This window comes from Providencia sp. PROV200 (genome assembly GCF_049901995.1).
In the GTDB taxonomy this organism is placed as follows: Bacteria; Pseudomonadota; Gammaproteobacteria; order Enterobacterales; family Enterobacteriaceae; genus Providencia; species Providencia rettgeri_E.
In genome coordinates, this window is record NZ_CP096307.1 from 2,268,105 (window position 1) to 2,284,928 (window position 16,824).

18 protein-coding genes are annotated in these 16,824 nt (G+C 37.0%); 6 read left to right on the forward strand and 12 right to left on the reverse strand.

What is annotated here, in order from left to right:
- Nucleotides 1–219: 219 nt before the first annotated feature.
- Nucleotides 220–1,314: a porin gene (locus M1E86_RS10420; RefSeq protein ID WP_213912649.1), complete on the forward strand. Its 1,095-nt coding sequence runs from the start codon at nt 220–222 to the stop codon at nt 1,312–1,314.
- Between the two features lie 652 nt (nt 1,315–1,966).
- A complete protein-coding gene (locus tag M1E86_RS10425) occupies nt 1,967–2,449 on the forward strand; it encodes a glutathione peroxidase (protein ID WP_213912648.1) in 483 nt (160 codons plus the stop codon).
- Between the two features lie 791 nt (nt 2,450–3,240).
- Here the strand turns inward: M1E86_RS10425 and M1E86_RS10430 are convergent.
- The gene (locus M1E86_RS10430; protein ID WP_213912647.1) at nt 3,241–3,561 is read right to left on the reverse strand and encodes a hypothetical protein; all 321 of its coding nucleotides are present in this window, start codon (nt 3,559–3,561) and stop codon (nt 3,241–3,243) included.
- A 294-nt stretch (nt 3,562–3,855) separates the two neighbouring features.
- Here M1E86_RS10430 and M1E86_RS10435 point away from each other — a divergent pair, with 294 nt between their 5' ends.
- A complete protein-coding gene (locus M1E86_RS10435; RefSeq protein WP_213912646.1) occupies nt 3,856–5,019 on the forward strand; it encodes a hypothetical protein in 1,164 nt (387 codons plus the stop codon).
- Between the two features lie 131 nt (nt 5,020–5,150).
- On the opposite strand, the gene M1E86_RS10440 is transcribed toward M1E86_RS10435, so the two are convergent.
- Together M1E86_RS10440 and M1E86_RS10445 are read right to left on the reverse strand one after the other, a co-directional pair.
- Entirely contained in the window at nt 5,151–5,993 is an 843-nt protein-coding gene (locus tag M1E86_RS10440) for a hypothetical protein (protein ID WP_213912645.1), read from the reverse strand.
- A 129-nt stretch (nt 5,994–6,122) separates the two neighbouring features.
- A complete protein-coding gene (locus tag M1E86_RS10445; protein ID WP_213912644.1) occupies nt 6,123–6,629 on the reverse strand; it encodes a hypothetical protein in 507 nt (168 codons plus the stop codon).
- A 617-nt stretch (nt 6,630–7,246) separates the two neighbouring features.
- Between M1E86_RS10445 and M1E86_RS10450 the strand changes: the two genes are divergently transcribed.
- Nucleotides 7,247–7,990, forward strand: a complete 744-nt coding sequence (locus M1E86_RS10450; protein ID WP_213912643.1) for a hypothetical protein — start codon at nt 7,247–7,249, stop codon at nt 7,988–7,990.
- Between the two features lie 289 nt (nt 7,991–8,279).
- Here M1E86_RS10450 and M1E86_RS10455 read toward each other — a convergent pair whose 3' ends face one another.
- The 9 genes from M1E86_RS10455 to M1E86_RS10495 all read right to left on the reverse strand — a co-directional run bounded on the left by M1E86_RS10455 (nt 8,280) and on the right by M1E86_RS10495 (nt 14,152).
- Entirely contained in the window at nt 8,280–8,510 is a 231-nt protein-coding gene (locus tag M1E86_RS10455; protein WP_213912642.1) for a type I toxin-antitoxin system ptaRNA1 family toxin, read from the reverse strand.
- Between the two features lie 75 nt (nt 8,511–8,585).
- Nucleotides 8,586–8,843: a hypothetical protein gene (locus M1E86_RS10460; RefSeq protein WP_213912641.1), complete on the reverse strand. Its 258-nt coding sequence runs from the start codon at nt 8,841–8,843 to the stop codon at nt 8,586–8,588.
- Nucleotides 8,844–8,855: 12 nt separating this feature from the next.
- The gene (trbL, locus tag M1E86_RS10465) at nt 8,856–10,214 is read right to left on the reverse strand and encodes a P-type conjugative transfer protein TrbL (protein WP_213912640.1); all 1,359 of its coding nucleotides are present in this window, start codon (nt 10,212–10,214) and stop codon (nt 8,856–8,858) included.
- 11 nt (nt 10,215–10,225) lie between these two features.
- On the reverse strand, nt 10,226–10,462 hold the full coding sequence (gene trbK, locus M1E86_RS10470; protein WP_213912639.1) for an entry exclusion lipoprotein TrbK: 237 nt from the start codon (nt 10,460–10,462) through the stop codon (nt 10,226–10,228).
- Nucleotides 10,463–10,472: 10 nt separating this feature from the next.
- Nucleotides 10,473–11,252 (reverse strand): P-type conjugative transfer protein TrbJ, encoded by a 780-nt coding sequence (trbJ, locus tag M1E86_RS10475; protein ID WP_213912638.1) that lies wholly within the window; start codon nt 11,250–11,252, stop codon nt 10,473–10,475.
- Between the two features lie 105 nt (nt 11,253–11,357).
- Nucleotides 11,358–11,720 carry a conjugal transfer transcriptional regulator TraJ gene (gene traJ / locus M1E86_RS10480; RefSeq protein WP_213912637.1) on the reverse strand — a complete coding sequence of 121 codons (363 nt, stop codon included), beginning with the start codon at nt 11,718–11,720 and terminating at the stop codon, nt 11,358–11,360.
- A gap of 575 nt (nt 11,721–12,295) precedes the next feature.
- Nucleotides 12,296–13,084: an ABC transporter ATPase gene (locus M1E86_RS10485; protein ID WP_426099081.1), complete on the reverse strand. Its 789-nt coding sequence runs from the start codon at nt 13,082–13,084 to the stop codon at nt 12,296–12,298.
- Nucleotides 13,065–13,916 carry a helicase RepA family protein gene (locus M1E86_RS10490; RefSeq protein WP_213912636.1) on the reverse strand — a complete coding sequence of 284 codons (852 nt, stop codon included), beginning with the start codon at nt 13,914–13,916 and terminating at the stop codon, nt 13,065–13,067. Before M1E86_RS10490 ends, M1E86_RS10485 begins: the two co-directional genes overlap by 20 nt.
- Nucleotides 13,901–14,152, reverse strand: a complete 252-nt coding sequence (locus M1E86_RS10495) for a helix-turn-helix transcriptional regulator (RefSeq protein ID WP_195569291.1) — start codon at nt 14,150–14,152, stop codon at nt 13,901–13,903. The genes M1E86_RS10490 and M1E86_RS10495 overlap by 16 nt, the downstream gene beginning before the upstream one ends.
- A 93-nt stretch (nt 14,153–14,245) precedes the next feature.
- Here M1E86_RS10495 and M1E86_RS10500 point away from each other — a divergent pair, with 93 nt between their 5' ends.
- Both M1E86_RS10500 and M1E86_RS10505 read left to right on the forward strand, forming a co-directional pair.
- The gene (locus M1E86_RS10500) at nt 14,246–15,418 is read left to right on the forward strand and encodes a hypothetical protein (RefSeq protein WP_213912635.1); all 1,173 of its coding nucleotides are present in this window, start codon (nt 14,246–14,248) and stop codon (nt 15,416–15,418) included.
- Between the two features lie 29 nt (nt 15,419–15,447).
- Nucleotides 15,448–16,809: a hypothetical protein gene (locus M1E86_RS10505; protein WP_213912634.1), complete on the forward strand. Its 1,362-nt coding sequence runs from the start codon at nt 15,448–15,450 to the stop codon at nt 16,807–16,809.
- The last annotated feature ends 15 nt before the right edge of the window (nt 16,810–16,824 follow it).

Consider the following 16,824-nt stretch of genomic DNA (forward strand, 5'->3'; position numbering starts at 1 on the left):
TAGCTCTTGCATCACATTGATTTTAATTTTCTAAAAATAAAACATTTGGTTGAAATCACCACAAATGAAATTATTTTTATTATTTAATAAGTTATCCATATTGTTTCACTAATATTTAATTTTGTTACATTTTTTATTTGGTTAATTGAAATGCTTAAATGATAATAACTATCAATTAGGACCGATTGCTAAATATCACTCAATCCATAAGGCTATATTATGAAGTACAAATTACTCGCACTCATTATTCCAACACTACTTACTACTAATGTTGCTAACTCCGCTGAAATGTACAATAAAGATGGTAATAAGCTTGATGTGTATGGGCAAATCGATGTTCGCCATCATATTGCTAAAAGCCGTAGTGGCGAAGATGGTGATGACTCACGTGTCAGATTGGGGCTAAAAGGTGACACACAAATCACCGACCAACTCATTGGCTTTGGGCGTTTTGAATGGGAAACTAAAACTAACCAATCAGAATCAACTGAAGAAAATAGCAATCGTTTAGCTTATGCAGGCTTAAAATTTGCAGATTACGGCTCTCTTGATTATGGCCGCAATTATGGTGTTATCTATGATACCAATGCTTGGACAGACGTATTACCTCTCTGGGGAGCGGATACGATGGATCAAGAAGATAACTACATGCTAAGCCGTAACCGCAATTTACTCACTTATCGCAATAATAATACCTTTGGTTACATTGATGGTTTAAGCTTTGCACTACAATATCAAGGTAAAAATGGCGAACAAAACCTATCATCCGGTGATGAATTAACCGATAACGGAGATGGTTTTGGTTTATCTACAGCTTATGAATTAGGTTATGGTATTTCCCTTGGCGGTGGTTACTCCTCATCTTCCCGTACACCAAAACAAAAAGATGCCACAACTAGCAGTGCGACTGGTAAACGCGCTGAAGCTTGGAACGTCGGGGGAAAATTTGAATACGAAGACCTGTATCTCGCAGTCATGTATGGCCAAACGCTTAATATGAGCCGTTTTGGTAATGATAATATGGAGTCAGTAGCAAATAAAACTCAGAACCTTGAAGTGGTTGCCTTATATTCTTTTGACTTCGGTTTAACCCCATCAATTGGCTATAACTATTCCAAAGGTAAAAACTTGGGCAGTTTTGGTGATAAAGAACTAGTAAATTATATCGCTGTCGGATCTGCATATGATTTCAATAAAAATCTAAGTGCTGTCATCGACTATAAAATCAATTTATTAAATGATAATGATTTTACCGACCACTACAAAGTCAATACCGATAATGTCCTTGGCTTAGGGTTAGTGTATCAGTTCTAATTTTAGAATTGAGTGAAAAGCAAAAGCGTCTGTAAATTACAGGCGCTTTTTTACGGGTAAGCTTTGACAATAAAAATATCTCTCATCATCTTCATGGCCTATTCCCTAAGAACGGGAAGTTCTGTTGCTTTCCCCTCGATAAAACAGTTGCAAGATACAAAAATATCTAACCCCATACATAGAGGCCCCTTTTCCTAAATAAATTCCTATAATGGTATATCTATTTTTTCTAACGTCTTTGGTACTAATAAAAAAAGGCACCAGTAAAAAACTGAAGGGCTTGCAAGCTCACTACCAGTACGATGTCAGCACAATTTAGCGCGATCCAAGCGGGTATTAGCATGGCTGTTTTGCCGCATTTCACTGCCCAAAAGATGGGACTGAGTTGGTTGCAAAGGAACATGAGAGGCTGTTGATGCCATAAGCTCCCTCCACATTGACACGGGCTGATACCATTATTTAGCCAGCGAATGTTTATAGCGGGATTAAAGCAAAGGGCTAATATCTAATATTTCAATCAATGGGAGAACAGCCAGTATGTTGTTTTTACCTTTAGAATTTGCCAATATAACTGGCTCAAGATTTCAGGCCTACTACACAATCAGCGGCTATATTGGTTTATGTCGATTAGCTCTATTCTAAGGATCCTACTATGGCCCCCTTTCATCAATTAGCAGCGACAAGTCTCGGCGGGCAACTTATCTCTATGAAAGACTACGCTGATAAGGTGGTTCTCGTCGTTAATACCGCCAGTCATTGTGGTTTTACACCACAATACAACGGCTTAGAATCACTCTACAAGAAATATGCTCCTCAGGGCTTTGTGGTACTGGGTTTCCCCTGTAATCAGTTTGGCAAACAAGAACCCGGTGGCGCTGAGGAAATCGCGCAGACCTGCTTTATTAATTACGGCGTGAGCTTTCCAATGTTCGAAAAAGTCGACGTTAATGGAAGCTCAGCTCACCCAATATTCCGTTACCTGAAAAACGAGCTACCAGGTCTAATGGGTGGGCGGATCAAGTGGAACTTTACTAAATTCTTGATCGGGCGTGATGGTAAACCGCTCAAACGCTTCGCGCCATTCACTACTCCTGAAAAAATGGAAGCAACAATCCTTTCGGCACTTAAAATTTAGGTGTTCGCTAATTTACTCAATTAAATCGAATACGACTAAAACAAAAAAGCCCATTTTTACATGGACTTAGATAGTTATTTTGCTAGTCAGTGCCAGCGAGTTCTTATTGGGGGATTATTCCCACTCTAATATCAATGATAAGGAAATAAATTTATATAACAGCTAGTTAGAATAGTAGTCGTTATCGATACCATCATTTATACCATGCTCAGATTTTTTTTGCTACTCGCCGTAGCTTTAGTTCGGCTTTAGCCCAGGCGGAGGATTCTTGCATATCACGATGAAGATCTTGTATCTCTTCAACACTAAGCCGTCGCGGACCCCGAGGTAATTCTATCCATCTTGTGCCTCAAACTTGTCGCTGTACATTTTAGATAGAGTATCAAAATATGAGTTACCAGCAAGAAATCTTGGGGATGTTTCTAGATTATTTTTTATACACATATTGAAAGCTATACGCAGTGCTCAAAGATTATACAGCGAGGAATAACCTCATTAAGAAAGGATTAAATCATGGGTTTGAAACCAGGACCAAAGCCAATAGCCAAGTCGACCGGCAAGCCAGATAAACGTCGATGGGACAATGAAAACACCCCAGGAAACACTCCGAGTCTAAAGCCAAGTAAATCCTCTATTAAGTAACGCTACCCAATTTAGAGTCAGATTAAGTCGCACTGACTCTTGTTCTAAAATCTACAACATATTCTGTTCTGCTTAAACTTAGCAAAAGTTGTCAATTTTCCGGATAAAAAATTTAAACAGGCTCATTACGTTGAGCCTGTTTAAACATATTATTGCGAGGCAAGAACTGCCGAACAAGGTGTGATCCCTCCTTGATCGTTAATTAGCGCACGCGTTTGTTTAGCTGTGAGCACAACCTTAGTTTTTGAATCTTCATATACTTTGCCTAGCGCGATGACATCTGATGATGTGTAAACCTTTTTATTTGGACTATTTTCCGTCATTTGAAGCGCTATTACGGATGGGCTGACACCTTCTTCTAACATACGTCCTGCACGTTCTGTAGTGTGACCAGCTCGTGCGCTAGGACTAGAAACTTTTTCTATTCCATCGTTTATCGAGTCAATAACGGTGTTGATCATATCAGTCATGGTTCATTCCTCATCTTTACCCCTAATCATGAAGCGTTCATTTACACGCCGGACTATAGAGTTTTGTTTACTATGAATTAGCAAGTTAAGCACAAGAGCACCCCTATAGTTCCCATTAGTGAAAAGAACAGCGTCAGTCAAAAATGTTATACTACGTGTGCAAAATAGTCCTAACTATCATTAAAATCACTCTATTGAGCTTGATAGTTATCCTACATTATAAAAGTAGACGAGCTATATACGCTCTAAGGGTATAGCTAAATATCCCTATATTTCCCTTATTAGGTGTCTAGAATGACGAAGAAAAAATTGCATGGTTCAGTGATAAACAATTGGTTTAGAGAGTTAGATGCCGTTATCCGGCACGAGATTTTAAGTTATATCGTGGATCGCAAGGCTATTGAAGAAGGAAACTTGATGTGGGATGGCATTGATTTCATCAATAACTTGATTGCTGGTATGGACTGCACCAAAGATTACATTGATGCATTGCTTGATGTCGAAAACGATGAAGAAATTCTAGAGTTCGAGAGCTTAGCGGGATCATTTTCAGGAGTGGATCAAGCTGAACGATTTCTCGAAGAAAAAGACTTTCTGATTCAAGTCATGGACAGCAATAACCTTGAGGAGCTTAGTTTTGATGCACAGTACCGACTGGCCGTCACTTATCCATTGGCAAAGGAGACTGTAAAGCATTACCTCAAAACGATGAATAGCCATGAAGTACCAAATTGCCTTCGCGCATCAAAACTGAATGAAGAGTTTCGTATTAATGACTTATGGTATACCAACGACCTCGCCGAAATAGTAAAATATCATATTTATGTGCTCGACAGAGTAACCCAAAAAAAAGACATCAAGCGGGACAAACCCTCATTAGTGACGTCCGTTAAAAGGAATCGCTACATAGATATTTACCCTATTAAAGGTCGCAATTCTTTCGAATTGAATACAAGCTATAAATGGGGTGTGATTAAAGAGCTTGGTGAGCCCCATCGTACAGAGGTATTAGCGTATTGCAGTGAGTTGGTTAACGTATATATGCACCACTTATCTTGTGATGGACTTACAAACGATAGTCTTAGTCCTGATCATAAATCCCTACCAATACCACCGCCAGAAAAACTATTAGTGACTCGTTACGATCGCTATTTGCCAATATTGATTGGCCTTTACTGTATCAAGAATGAGCATCGATACAAGGAAATTGAGGGGCGCGAGTGGGAGGTAGAATTCGAGAGTTTTCGAGATTTCGTCGAACACGATCTTTTGGTCAATTTTGAATGTCTATATGAGCGCTACGTTATATATGCAAATGATCCGATAAAGACAGAAGAAATCGACATAGCGTATTATGTAAACGCTGTTTTATCGAGAAGCGTAAAGGCAAGTATTGCGGCAGCAAGAAAAGAAGTCGACCAAATAGAGATGGAATATTTTAAGTCCATAAACTCGTAAAAATCATACAGTCAGAAATACATTCAAGAAAAAGTGTCCACACCCCATTAATTGAGACATGTTAAATTAGAGTTTTCTAACTACTTGCGTCGCCCAAACACCGGTGCAATATGTGTTATAAGGGTTAGGTTTTAAGCATCGATGTTGAAATGGGTGTTTCTACAACTTAAGGAACTGACATTGAACTCTTGTTTCAAGACTTCAATAACAGCTTCAATGTTTACACCCAGCAAACATTTTTTATCCGCATGATGTTCGATAGCTATTCCTGCTAAATACTTAGTAGTCTCCTCTCCAATAGCTGTTAACTTTTTATGCAACCATACCCCCCCTCCACTCAAACCATTAGGTTTAGGAAATGTAACTAGTTCCCCAGATTCGTTTTTACATTTCTTAGCATCGAATTTAACCAATATATGAGTATCAGGGGTTAATGACATATCTTCATACGCTGCTCCTTCACATGTCGTATTAAAATACTTGTACATTTTCGATTTGATGGTATTAGTCTTGCTACGATCAATCTTCGACTTGGTTGCAGGATAGCCAATAAAAGAATATATTTTTTGCTCTGCAAAAGTGCCACTCGGTGCTATCATTTCCAACGTAATACAGTCGGAACTATTAATTTTTTCAAAAGAATCTTCATTTAATTCCAATATAGCAATATCTATTTTATCTGTATTTGTTCCTGCGGTTTTTATAATAACACCACTAAACTCAACAAGCTTAGAATTATACCCTACAAGTACTGAGGAATTAGCACACTCACTTGCCACATGTCCAGCTGTAACAAAAAACTTTCGGCCATCGATAGTTAAAAATATGCACGAACCAATTAATTCTGGTTCAGAGCTATTATTTTCAATTAAAACAGGAAAGTTATATACCTTAACATTTTCTATCGCCTGTTGTATTTCTTTAAAAATATCTTGTTTCTTAGCCTCAACTAATGTTTTAACTTGATTATTCATTTCATATGTTCCACTAAAATCTAATGCTCTAGTCACTTACACGTAACGCTTAAACTAAAGCATATAAAAAGTACTAACCAGTACTCTCCTTGTTTAATACATCAATTGTACTGGCTTGTTATAGATTCATTATCCTAGAACCCAATTGACTATTTTTTTCTGATACTGCCCCTGTTTATAAGGTACTTGGTAATTATTTATGACTGATAATATTGTTGATATTACAAAATCACCATCAGCAATTCTATATATCAGATCAGATAGATAAGATTTAAATTTTTCTTTATCGACTTTACCGTCTAAACAACCTGTCAAACCTTTTCCAACACTATGAGCAATCTCATTTCTAGCTTTACGTGCTTCATGTAAGATCAATTTATGCGAATCATCGATATCTAACCCATTGATATTACCATTAAGTGAAGAGAAATTAGAGAATAGTTTATCAACGTATTCTTGGAACTCTTTTTTAGGTAAAAGTACAGATAACGATGACTTAAATTCCAAAAATTTTAATGTATGGTCACATAAGCTATCAAATCTAGTAGCAATAACCAGACTACGACCAAGAATAGAATGTAAATTATCTGTATTCTCTGTTATTTCAAAATCATCTAAAAATATATCAGGTTGCATATACCCTCTCTAAACGCATAACGACTAAATAGTTACACCAAATAGTAGGTCACTTACAGGTAACCCAGTCTGGGTTGTCCACTTCCCCTTATCTGAAACAGTCCTGATTAGAATTTTCCAGTTGCTTCCGGTAGAGCTCAGGCGGAAGGTTATTAGTGAATAACCACCAAATTTAGACACTACCCTAAGTGAGGTTTTGGTTTTCAAACTGTTCCGAGCTGTTCCCGCCATAAGTGGTCATGATCATTTGCTATTCCCGTGCCCTCAAGTATTTTTCTGATGAGAAAATACCCACCTAACACTGACGGCTTGTTCTAAAATCTATCACATATTCTGCACCAAAACCGTTTCTAACTCTACAACCTTGATGAGGCTCAGCTGTCAGCAGTTGACCTACTTTACGTAATGATTAAATATGTACTTGGTTTCGTATGATGCTCTAGGCAAAAATCGACTGTGTTTAGTTATCTTCCTGATCAAAAACCGACCTCTATGAAACTAAACTTATCCAAACTTAGTCGGAATAAACGAAGAATAGAAGGGATTATGCAAAGTTTTTTAAATGGGCAACTTCAGATAGGCATAGTCTGTCTAATAACTGTTATATGGAGTACAGAGTGAAAAAAGAAGAAATTTTAAAAAAATTAATAGCAGTTATATTCCCTGAGTTTACAAATAAAGTAACTTGGGCAGTAGTTCTTGCTGGAATTACACTCTTATCCTCAAGCTTTTTAGAGCAGATTTTAAAAAAGCTAATAGATGAAAGCTTCAACTGGAATTTAACTGATGGTAATGATGCAATTATTGGGGCTGCTGTTATCGCCTTTGGTTTATTGCATAATTATGGATTTATAAGAGAAAAAAGAAAAATACCATATGATCCTGTGGCGTACGATAAAATAAAAAGGGATTTAGAACATGACAAAATTACATTCAATAATTTTGATAAATGGATTCCTGAGTCATGTTTAAAGAACTACATTAATCATATTTTAACAAATCATAGCTATGTTTCCCGTGAAATTAATTCATTAGACTATTTTTACTATGAAGGGGCTAAAAGTAGTAACGATTACATCAATGTAGATTTAACAATGTTAAAAAATGAACTGCATGAAGCCTTTATGACGTTTGAAGACTTTACTGCTACACATTTTTTTTCTCACGGCCCAATTCGCAGTGATGATAGCATATATATGTGCATGCATCCTGAGTGGAATGTAGATAGAGGAGGTTATCCAACTCCAGAACAAGACAAAGAATACGATAAACTAGCTTGTCAGTTAAACGAGTTGGGTGAATCAGTAATTCAAAAATATGATACATATCGTCAAGCGATTAAACACATACTTTCCATATAATAAAACAGTTAAGTGTGATTCCAAACACTTGCCATTTGAGTTCAAGGCTAGATTTCGTGCTTACAGCTGTATGGTTAGGTTTTGTGGTAGTGTTAATTGCTCCTTAAAGTGACGTTATTTGGCTTGAACATAGAATAAAGGCAAAGTAAATCTTTACCCTAGAGTAGCTATCAATTATCGCAATCATATGAATTTTCAGTGAGCTCATAGTTTGTCTGGAAGAGATAAAATTTGGGTTGTTAAACCAATACATCCAAAGGCGGCTAATTGCCGCCTTTGGTTCAATATATCAGTAAGTTAACAACACTTCCTGAAGCTTATCCTTTGCTTCCTGAAAATCCTGTTTTGTTGCATCTCCGGTTTCTGCTTGGTAATAAAGCACCGTAAACATATTGGCAACCGCTTCGGCAACTTGTGAGATCTCGCGTGCAGCATCTTGATTTATAAACTCTAACGCTGCCAGTTCGCTCGCTACGTGATGAATTGTTTTTTGAACTTCTGTATTATATGGAGTTGTCATATATCACCTCATATCCAGGTGGTCTGTGAAAATGCAGGTCAGTGCACCACCACTGGCCTGCGTGCTTTAAAAACACTAGCTAGTAAGCCCCGCAGCTATTGAAAATAGACTATCTTCCGATTTTCCCTCAAACACATTACTGGCTAGTTCACTACAAAATCCCTCATTTTTAACTTCAATTTCACGCTTTTTCATGAAATTAGCTATTTCCTTTGTTGCATCTACTTTTTCTTCAGCGGGAACAACATCAACCGGCTCATAGACTGCTTTTGCATTTAAATCTACAGTCTGGTCGAGCAAATCGAATGCGACCAAGAAGCTATTGTGTTTCATGTTCAATGCCTCTTATTTATCTGATTTGTTTCGATTAACAAAGTCGTTAACCTCATCATTATCAGTAGTTGATTGATTCATGCTGTGCTTATCACTTCCTAACAAAGTATTATCGGAAAACTCAGTCCTATCAGCACTTACCTCTTCCATATCATCACGAATTGACGAATCTGCATCGTTAGTGTGGTTTTGAGTGCTTACAGGAGATCTATCCGTGCTATCAAAACCAGCGGCCTTGCTGAAAGGTGAATCGCCTGAATCAGTATTAGACTCCGTGCTTCTATTTTGTGTTGTCTCACTTCCTCCACTTGGCATTGCCCCATCAGCCATACTGCTTTGTGCTTGCTCAAAAGCCGCCTTTATCGCACTGATACCACTAGTTGCATTAGCAGCTCCGCTTGCTATCGCACTACCTGCAATTTTCATTCCTGTAGCTCCCATACTGGCAGCCGTCATCACTGTCCCCATCGCGGCTCCAGCACCGAATGAACCAATCCCCATCGTTCCGATATTACCGCCAGAAACTAAGCCTGAAATCATCGGTGGAACCTTGTTCACTAAAAACAGTAAGCAAAGAGAAATAACTAACATCACGGCTAATTCCTGGCTTGCCATGTTCTCACTGATTTTATTGTGATAATCCAGCAAGAATTGTTTACCAATAGCGACGATAAGTACCATAGACAATAGCTGTGCAGCTATACCAAGGATGGATTTGTAATAGTTAATTGCCATGTCAGAAGTCCATCTGGAGCCGCCAAAACCAAGGAAAAACACGCCTGCGTATAACAAAATCCAACTGGCAGCTAACAGTAATAATAAATTCACTGAGATAATGGCTAATACAACCAGTACTGCCAATGCCATTAGTTCCATCATTAAAGCTGTGGCAAACTCCTTCCAGCTTAATTCTGACGTTGCCTCAACAGTTCTGTCATATAATTCAAAGCCCATGTCAAGAATGCTGGAAGGGCCTAATTTACTACTGCCAAGCCCTCCCGCCTCAGCTCCCAACTGTTGCAATGAATCCACTATTGAACCTGCTATATTCATTCCGTGTGTTGCATTCGAGAGTAGCCACCAATAGAAACCAGTGAAAATAGTAAAACGAACCAGTTCAGCAAAGAACTCACCAATATCCGCTTTACGTAGCGCCATCATGCCAAACGTCCACACCATAGAAATGGTTACTAATGTCCAAAATAACCGACTGGCAGCGCCTTCTATTGTTGGAGCCCAGGTTGAAGCTGCACTATGAAAACGATTGAGAACATCATTCATCACACCGCTACTACTTAGTTCTTGTGCCAACGCGATATCAGGAAATAACCCTAATATAATTAAGAAACAACATGAGATAATGACTTTCATAATTTATTCCCTTAAAAGTTATCTTCTGGACTTGATTTAAATTTCCACTCTCTCATTTCCTTCGATTTTCTTATGGCGCTACATTCATCAATAAATATTTCCTGCAAATGCTTATTTTTAATTTCCGATAATGATTTTTCATAATTATCATCATGGCATGTTATTTTATTAGCCTCTATTATTGTCCTTTCACACCCAGTTAAAAAAACGCAAAATAAAGTCAACACGATAAAAAATAAATTATTCATATTTATTACCTTAATAATTATCGGTTGGGCTTGGTTGATAATTCCATGTCCGTAATTGTTTTTCTCTTGCCGCGCCGCGAGCCTCATCATCCAGTTCAGAAGATAGCCTAGCCGCAGCGGCATTCTGCTGAGTAATTAATAAACTACGAATTTGTAGTAGCTGGTTTGCCTGATTACTCGCCAATTGGTTTGCATAACCAATTGCCGCTAATTGTCCATTCGCTCCCTGGGCTGCTTGCTGTAAACGTTGTAATTGCCTTGCATCTGCTTGTATATTTTTTTGCTGCTGATCTAATCCACGAAATAGCGCATCATTCGCAGACTTCTGCGATTCAAAAGCCAATATGCGATTTTCTTCCATTGCTTTTTTTTCTGATGGCGTACATCCACCTGTCCCATTGAAACAAGGAGATCCCCGGTAATATGAAACATCCTGAAATTTGCTCAGGTATGTATCCAAGCTTCCTAATTGATTCTGATAGTGCTGAAGTGTATCCGTTGCCTGTAATAAATTATCAATCGTAGTTTGAGCCTGATCCCAGATATATGCCGCAGGTGCTAATGTGTTTTGTAATTGATTTTCATATTGTTGTAGTTGTGTTTGGTACTGTTCAATTTGCTTCGCTGTTTGGGCTACAGCCTCCATAGCTGACATAATGTTCTGGCTTAAATTCGTACCATCAAGTACGGGTATGCCTGCTGAAATAGCAATTGGAGAATGTATGTAAGTCACAGTTGTAATTGAAGCGACCAACATAATTTTAGCCGCTAAAATTTTTATTTTTTGCATAGGTATACCTCTTTATAAAAGATAATTAACATTAAGATGCTGTTTTTAATTGCTTGATATTTATTTTTTAGAACAGTAGTAAATTTTAGCCGCTAAAATTTACTACTATTTTCGCATTACAATATCTTTCATTATTCTTCCTATTTCATTTTGATTAGATTCTATTTTATTTAATACTGCTCTTATTGTTGTACTGCTAATATCTTTTGTTCTTATATCATTCGTTATCCATAATTTTAATAACCCTCCTAACCGACCTAAATCACTATTTATTTTTGCTAGCTCTCTAACACATTCATAATCAACTATTCCTGTTATTCGATAGCCTTGACCTACTTCCCGTAAATATTTAGCAACACTCATACCTGCTTTTCTAGCTTGAGATTCAATATTCTCTTTTTCACTTCGCAAACAATAAACTTTTATAGGCGTGCTATTCTTCCGTGTTTCGTTTAATTCTTTATTCATCATCACCTCATTAATAGCGGTAGCTTATAACCTCGTAGAGCAGGATTTATTGTTGAGCACCGAAGTGCGAATAAAATCGAGTGAAGAGCGACTAACAACTTGTTGGTAGTCCTACTTCACCTATCCTGCCCTAACTTCAGAGTTCATTACTTCATTTCATACTCATACAATAAATCGCTATTTTTTCGCTATACCTAAATTAACTGCTTTATATCGCCACATTCTTACTATCATTTAATAATTTAGTGATAAAACAGCGATTAAATAGTGTCGTTATAGTGCTCAAATAGCGTTTCAATAGCGTTTGAGTTGTGTTCTGGTAGTGTTAAAACATCATTTTATTGATTCGCCCTTTGGGCGAACCAAACGCCAGGAAAGAAGCTTTATTTCACAGACAAAACTTTGTTCCTTTCTTGGCGTTCAAACCATCGGCGTATGCCGATTGAATTTAGGTGTTATGTCCGCATAAAGCGGGCAATACACCTTTTGTATATCCTGAATAATTTTAAAGATCCTGCCAAAATCCCAAAATATCGGGCCTTTGTGAGTTCAACTCGGGCCTTTATAAGTTATACTCAGGCCCCAGTGAGTTTCAACTGGGCCCCTGTGAGGCGTTTAACTCGATTTACCGAGCTAATATCAACACCTATCTCACGTAATCTCTCAATATCATCTTTAATTCTGCTTCGATAATTACTCATTGTTTTCGCATTCACATCATTACCACTAACTGCAACTAGCAGCGTGTCAAGATACCAACCTCCAGGGGGATTATTTTTATGTGTCAGCACATGACGAGCCACCGCTTGGCTAATGCCATGTTTCAGTCGTGCAATTAATTCAGGTCGATAATATAAAGACAAATCACGCTCCAGTAACATAACCAGTGCGATGCCTAATCTAACTTTCCATAATCTACGAGCTCCTCTTGTAAGCGGGTTGTATCTAGTCATTGGTGATGAAATAACATGGTCAATTAAACCACCAATAATACTTTCTCCTATTTGCTCCAACTCAGGCGTCACAATTTCGATTGTTGCAGCCTTAAGCTCAAGAAGTAATTTATTTAATCTTCCCCCGCTATATTGATGGTCTGATAGCATTTTTCTAAGTTTTGCTGGATCGACCAATAACTCTATACCGCCATCGTTTATGTCTCGCCTACGTTCTGCCACAAAAAGCATACTTTCAACAATGTCAGCGTGACGTTGACCGAGTCTTCCTGTCACTCTGCACTTGCCAAACGAAGTCTCAATCCACTGTCCTTTACGCTCTAAAGGCTTTTTACTCGGCTGATAAATAACCACTCTCGCCTGTAAAACCGTGCTTGTTGGAACAACCACATTACCAGTTATCGTCATCATTCATCACCACGGCTTTGTTTCTGGTTACGTTCTGGCGTTTCTTTTTTGTCAGAGTAACTGGCAATAGCACACCGCCCTCATGACGTTGAAACCAGCGTTCAGTAAAAGGTTCACCATAATTTGCTTTACTGATACCAAAGCGAACAAAATAGTTTCTTTGGCTAAGCTCTATGCCCCACTCAGTCGCCTCTTCAGGCGTCATAGCTGATAGATATGATTGCCAACGGATATTATCGACTAATACAGAGGAACCTCGGCTGGCTTGTTGCTGGTCTCCTGTACGCATCATGGCAGCTCCTTTGCTTGAATGATGCAGGAAGATGATTGAGCAATTTGTCTCGGTTGATATCGCTTCCATTTTTGCAATTACTTGCGTCATTGGACCACTGGCATTTTCTTCCTCAATATGAAAGCGCCTTAAAGTATCCAAAATTAATAAACGCCTATTTTTTGCAATATTACGTAAATCATCAAACCATTCAGAAGACATAACATTTGGGGATTTGCCAATTAAAGATTCAATCATGAGTGCATTTGCCACGGATTGCTGTTGCTTATAAGTAAGACTTGCACCTAAAGCATATAGTCTGTGATATATCGCTATCGTTGGATCTTCAGCAGGTAAATACGCAACATGACCTGTCATTAGCTCCCCCATTCCTAATAAATCAGGCCCGCCTGCTATCTGAACAGCTAATTGCAAAGCCAGCATAGACTTACCTACACCCCCAGGAGCAACTATTGCCCCTACAGTCCCAGCGACCATATTGGGTAAAACATAGTCAAATAAAGGTGGTTCGTTTGTAAATGCAGACATTATTTCAATCGCCATGATAACTCCCTGCATAAATCTCCTGGTCTAGCCGCTTTTAACAATGATCTGCGTCTTTCTTCTATCCAGTTTTCAACTTCAGCCAAATCCCAGGCAACGCTCCGACTTGTCAGCACAATACGACGAGGAAACTCCCCTCGTTGCTCCAAGTTGTAGATGGTTCGGTCTGATAATGGGATCATTTTCAACAATGTCTTACGGTTGATCAGCGTTTTATTTTTCACTGATATGCTCATTACTTGCTCCTCCTAAACATTATTTGCTAGATAATGTCAGGCTTTGCTAGTACATTAATCATATCCATTGGACAAAAAAGTTGAATTTATTAAATGGAACTAGAATTTGATATCCAAAAACGATTAGGTAAGTTCTACATTCCAATATGGGCTGGCTGTGATAAATCCGTAGCGACTGCCATTACGATGTTTAGGGAACAATGGCATTCATATTCTCAAGTTTCCAAAAGCCATAATATAGTCAGATTAATCAAAGAATTAGTTGACCCAGCTGTATCTGAATACTTGAATAGTCTTCCTGACAACTATCTGCGATATAGTCCAATAGCGCCAGCTAAGCTAACTTACAGCGATTTAATCAAAATGAGAGGTTTTCGTTACTGCTCTGATTGTATTGGCGATTATCTTAAGCCTTTTATTGAACATTCTACGTATACAGAGTCAGATAAATTATTTATAGCTACTCAAGAAACATTAAAAAGCTTATTTTCCCACTGCAAAGGAAAACGTCCCAAAAGATCAAGACTTGCACCTGATATCTACTTTAATACGGAAAGAGGCAAAGGATTATGTCGTCTTTGTGGCAACCAAACTGAATTTTCTTCATTTATTACAAATTGGGATAATGATGGTTTTATTGAAGATGCCGAAGAAAAATATGGGCTAAAGAAAGGACCTGATTTTAGCCATAAATATTGTTCTCACCATAAACCACAATTACAAAATGGCTCTTGGAACCCTGCCTATAAACAAGCAAAGCGCTCCTCTAAACAGTTTGAATTGGAAGTTTTAAGATTATGTCGCCAAGTGGCCAAACCTGAGCGTTTAAATACTATGTCAGGTGATAATCTCATAGATGAGTATTTTTATTATTATCTTAGTGATAAAACAATAGATTACACTCAATCACTTACATGTTTTGAACATATCCAAAATACATTTTCTGAATCAATTACCGTTGATGAAAAAACATGTGAGGAAATAATTAATATTGTTGATAACATGACAAATGCAGGAGTTTCTTTAGGGCCTGATGACATAGATAAGATACGCAATATTGCCAGGGAAATGGTCAATTCACGTTTATCAGATAATAAAAAGCGCATGTTAGTTTTACGCAAGAAAGGTTTTAATCAACGAGAGATAGCAGAAATAATCAGCTCACTGAGCGGTAAAAAATTATCACACCAAGCGGTATCTAAGGCCATGCAGTCTGTGTGTAAGGATTTTTTGTTAGAAGGCTCTCTAGATATAGAGTCTGAATAAATTTTATACTCAATTTATTGGAGTAATTAATGAAAAATTGTCTTGTAGAATACAACGTCAATGTCCCAGTAAAAAATGTAGCGCAATTATCCTTTTCTATAGATAACTGCTCTGTTACAACTGAAAATGATGCTGAGTCTACTACATTTAAAATCTCTATACTATGTCAACTAAAAAACTATCAATCTATTACTGACTCAACTATTCTTGTACGAGCTAAATATTTAAGTATCCTAGGAATAATATCATTCTTAATTGATGAACCCCTAGATGTATTTGGTCACTCTTCTCATAAAAAAATAATTGATAGTCCTCCAAACCTGAATTTAGATGCTATTTATATTAAAGAAAACACAGATTACACTCAAACTTTAAGTGAGTTAATAAATAAAATCATAGACTCAACGACACATGAAAAAGAATTTATTTTTTCTTTGTTAGATCGTTGGCGTAAAGCTAGATATTTAGAAAAAGAAACAGAGGAAAATCTTATTTTTAATGATGAAGCTACATTATCATACTTTCATGTCCTTGAATTACTTGGAAACACATCATCTAGTGAAATAAAAAATGATTCTAAAATTTTAACTGAAGAGTTTCTTAGAAAATATAATGATATTATTCTTTCATTACCTTCCTCAACAATAGAGAATGAAGTCACCCTAAAAACAAAGTTGATCTCATCTATATTAGATAAGGATATTTCAGTATACTCTAAAATAACCTATTTTTTAAAAAAATACGAACTTTTTGATGACCGTACATCTTGCTGGGTTAAAAATTTAATTGAATCTAGAAATTCTGTAGCCCATGGAAGAAGAGTTTATTATAATAAAGCTATTTACCCAGTACAGCCATTTTTTCCATTAATATCTAATGACATTTACCCATTATATTTTTTACGTATTTTCATAGCCAAAGTAATTGCAAATTATCTAGGAATAAAATCATTTGAAAGTGATTGGATTCAAGTACATGCATTTCTAAATCCTGGTGAACATGCTACTAAAACTTTTCTTTCATCAAAACAATTCGAACAACCACATTCATTATCAGGCTTAAATTCATCTATTATATTTGGAGGGCTTAATGAGTTAGTGTTATCTAAAAAGATAAAAATATCTAACTGTATTGAATTTTACAAATTCTACCTAAAATCCAAGATTGACATGGAAAAATTTGTTTACTTAAATTCTCATGCATTAAGCTTATTATTAGATTTACCAATTGATGATAATGTGGCTCAATTTATCTTTACTACATTTAAATTGATTAACTCTAGTGGCCATAAATATCATATCAATTTCCGTGATTTATTTTATGACCTTGATTTTCATAACTTTAAAGCAAACAAGCTTGAAGATCTCATTAGCTCAAGAGATTTATGCTAATAAGTATACCGCTGA

Excerpts from the sequence above, each read along its gene's own strand:
- M1E86_RS10490 (WP_213912636.1), bottom strand. The coding sequence starts at position 13,916 with ATGGCGATTGAAATAATGTCTGCATTTACAAACGAACCACCTTTATTT.
- trbL (WP_213912640.1), bottom strand. The coding sequence starts at position 10,214 with ATGAAAGTCATTATCTCATGTTGTTTCTTAATTATATTAGGGTTATTT.
- M1E86_RS10495 (WP_195569291.1), bottom strand. The coding sequence starts at position 14,152 with ATGAGCATATCAGTGAAAAATAAAACGCTGATCAACCGTAAGACATTG.
- M1E86_RS10445 (WP_213912644.1), bottom strand. The coding sequence starts at position 6,629 with ATGCAACCTGATATATTTTTAGATGATTTTGAAATAACAGAGAATACA.
- M1E86_RS10505 (WP_213912634.1), top strand. The coding sequence starts at position 15,448 with ATGAAAAATTGTCTTGTAGAATACAACGTCAATGTCCCAGTAAAAAAT.
- M1E86_RS10440 (WP_213912645.1), bottom strand. The coding sequence starts at position 5,993 with ATGAATAATCAAGTTAAAACATTAGTTGAGGCTAAGAAACAAGATATT.
- M1E86_RS10500 (WP_213912635.1), top strand. The coding sequence starts at position 14,246 with ATGGAACTAGAATTTGATATCCAAAAACGATTAGGTAAGTTCTACATT.
- M1E86_RS10435 (WP_213912646.1), top strand. The coding sequence starts at position 3,856 with ATGACGAAGAAAAAATTGCATGGTTCAGTGATAAACAATTGGTTTAGA.
- trbK (WP_213912639.1), bottom strand. The coding sequence starts at position 10,462 with ATGAATAATTTATTTTTTATCGTGTTGACTTTATTTTGCGTTTTTTTA.
- M1E86_RS10460 (WP_213912641.1), bottom strand. The coding sequence starts at position 8,843 with ATGAAACACAATAGCTTCTTGGTCGCATTCGATTTGCTCGACCAGACT.
- traJ (WP_213912637.1), bottom strand. The coding sequence starts at position 11,720 with ATGAATAAAGAATTAAACGAAACACGGAAGAATAGCACGCCTATAAAA.
- M1E86_RS10420 (WP_213912649.1), top strand. The coding sequence starts at position 220 with ATGAAGTACAAATTACTCGCACTCATTATTCCAACACTACTTACTACT.
- M1E86_RS10430 (WP_213912647.1), bottom strand. The coding sequence starts at position 3,561 with ATGACTGATATGATCAACACCGTTATTGACTCGATAAACGATGGAATA.
- M1E86_RS10485 (WP_426099081.1), bottom strand. The coding sequence starts at position 13,084 with ATGATGACGATAACTGGTAATGTGGTTGTTCCAACAAGCACGGTTTTA.
- M1E86_RS10425 (WP_213912648.1), top strand. The coding sequence starts at position 1,967 with ATGGCCCCCTTTCATCAATTAGCAGCGACAAGTCTCGGCGGGCAACTT.
- trbJ (WP_213912638.1), bottom strand. The coding sequence starts at position 11,252 with ATGCAAAAAATAAAAATTTTAGCGGCTAAAATTATGTTGGTCGCTTCA.
- M1E86_RS10455 (WP_213912642.1), bottom strand. The coding sequence starts at position 8,510 with ATGACAACTCCATATAATACAGAAGTTCAAAAAACAATTCATCACGTA.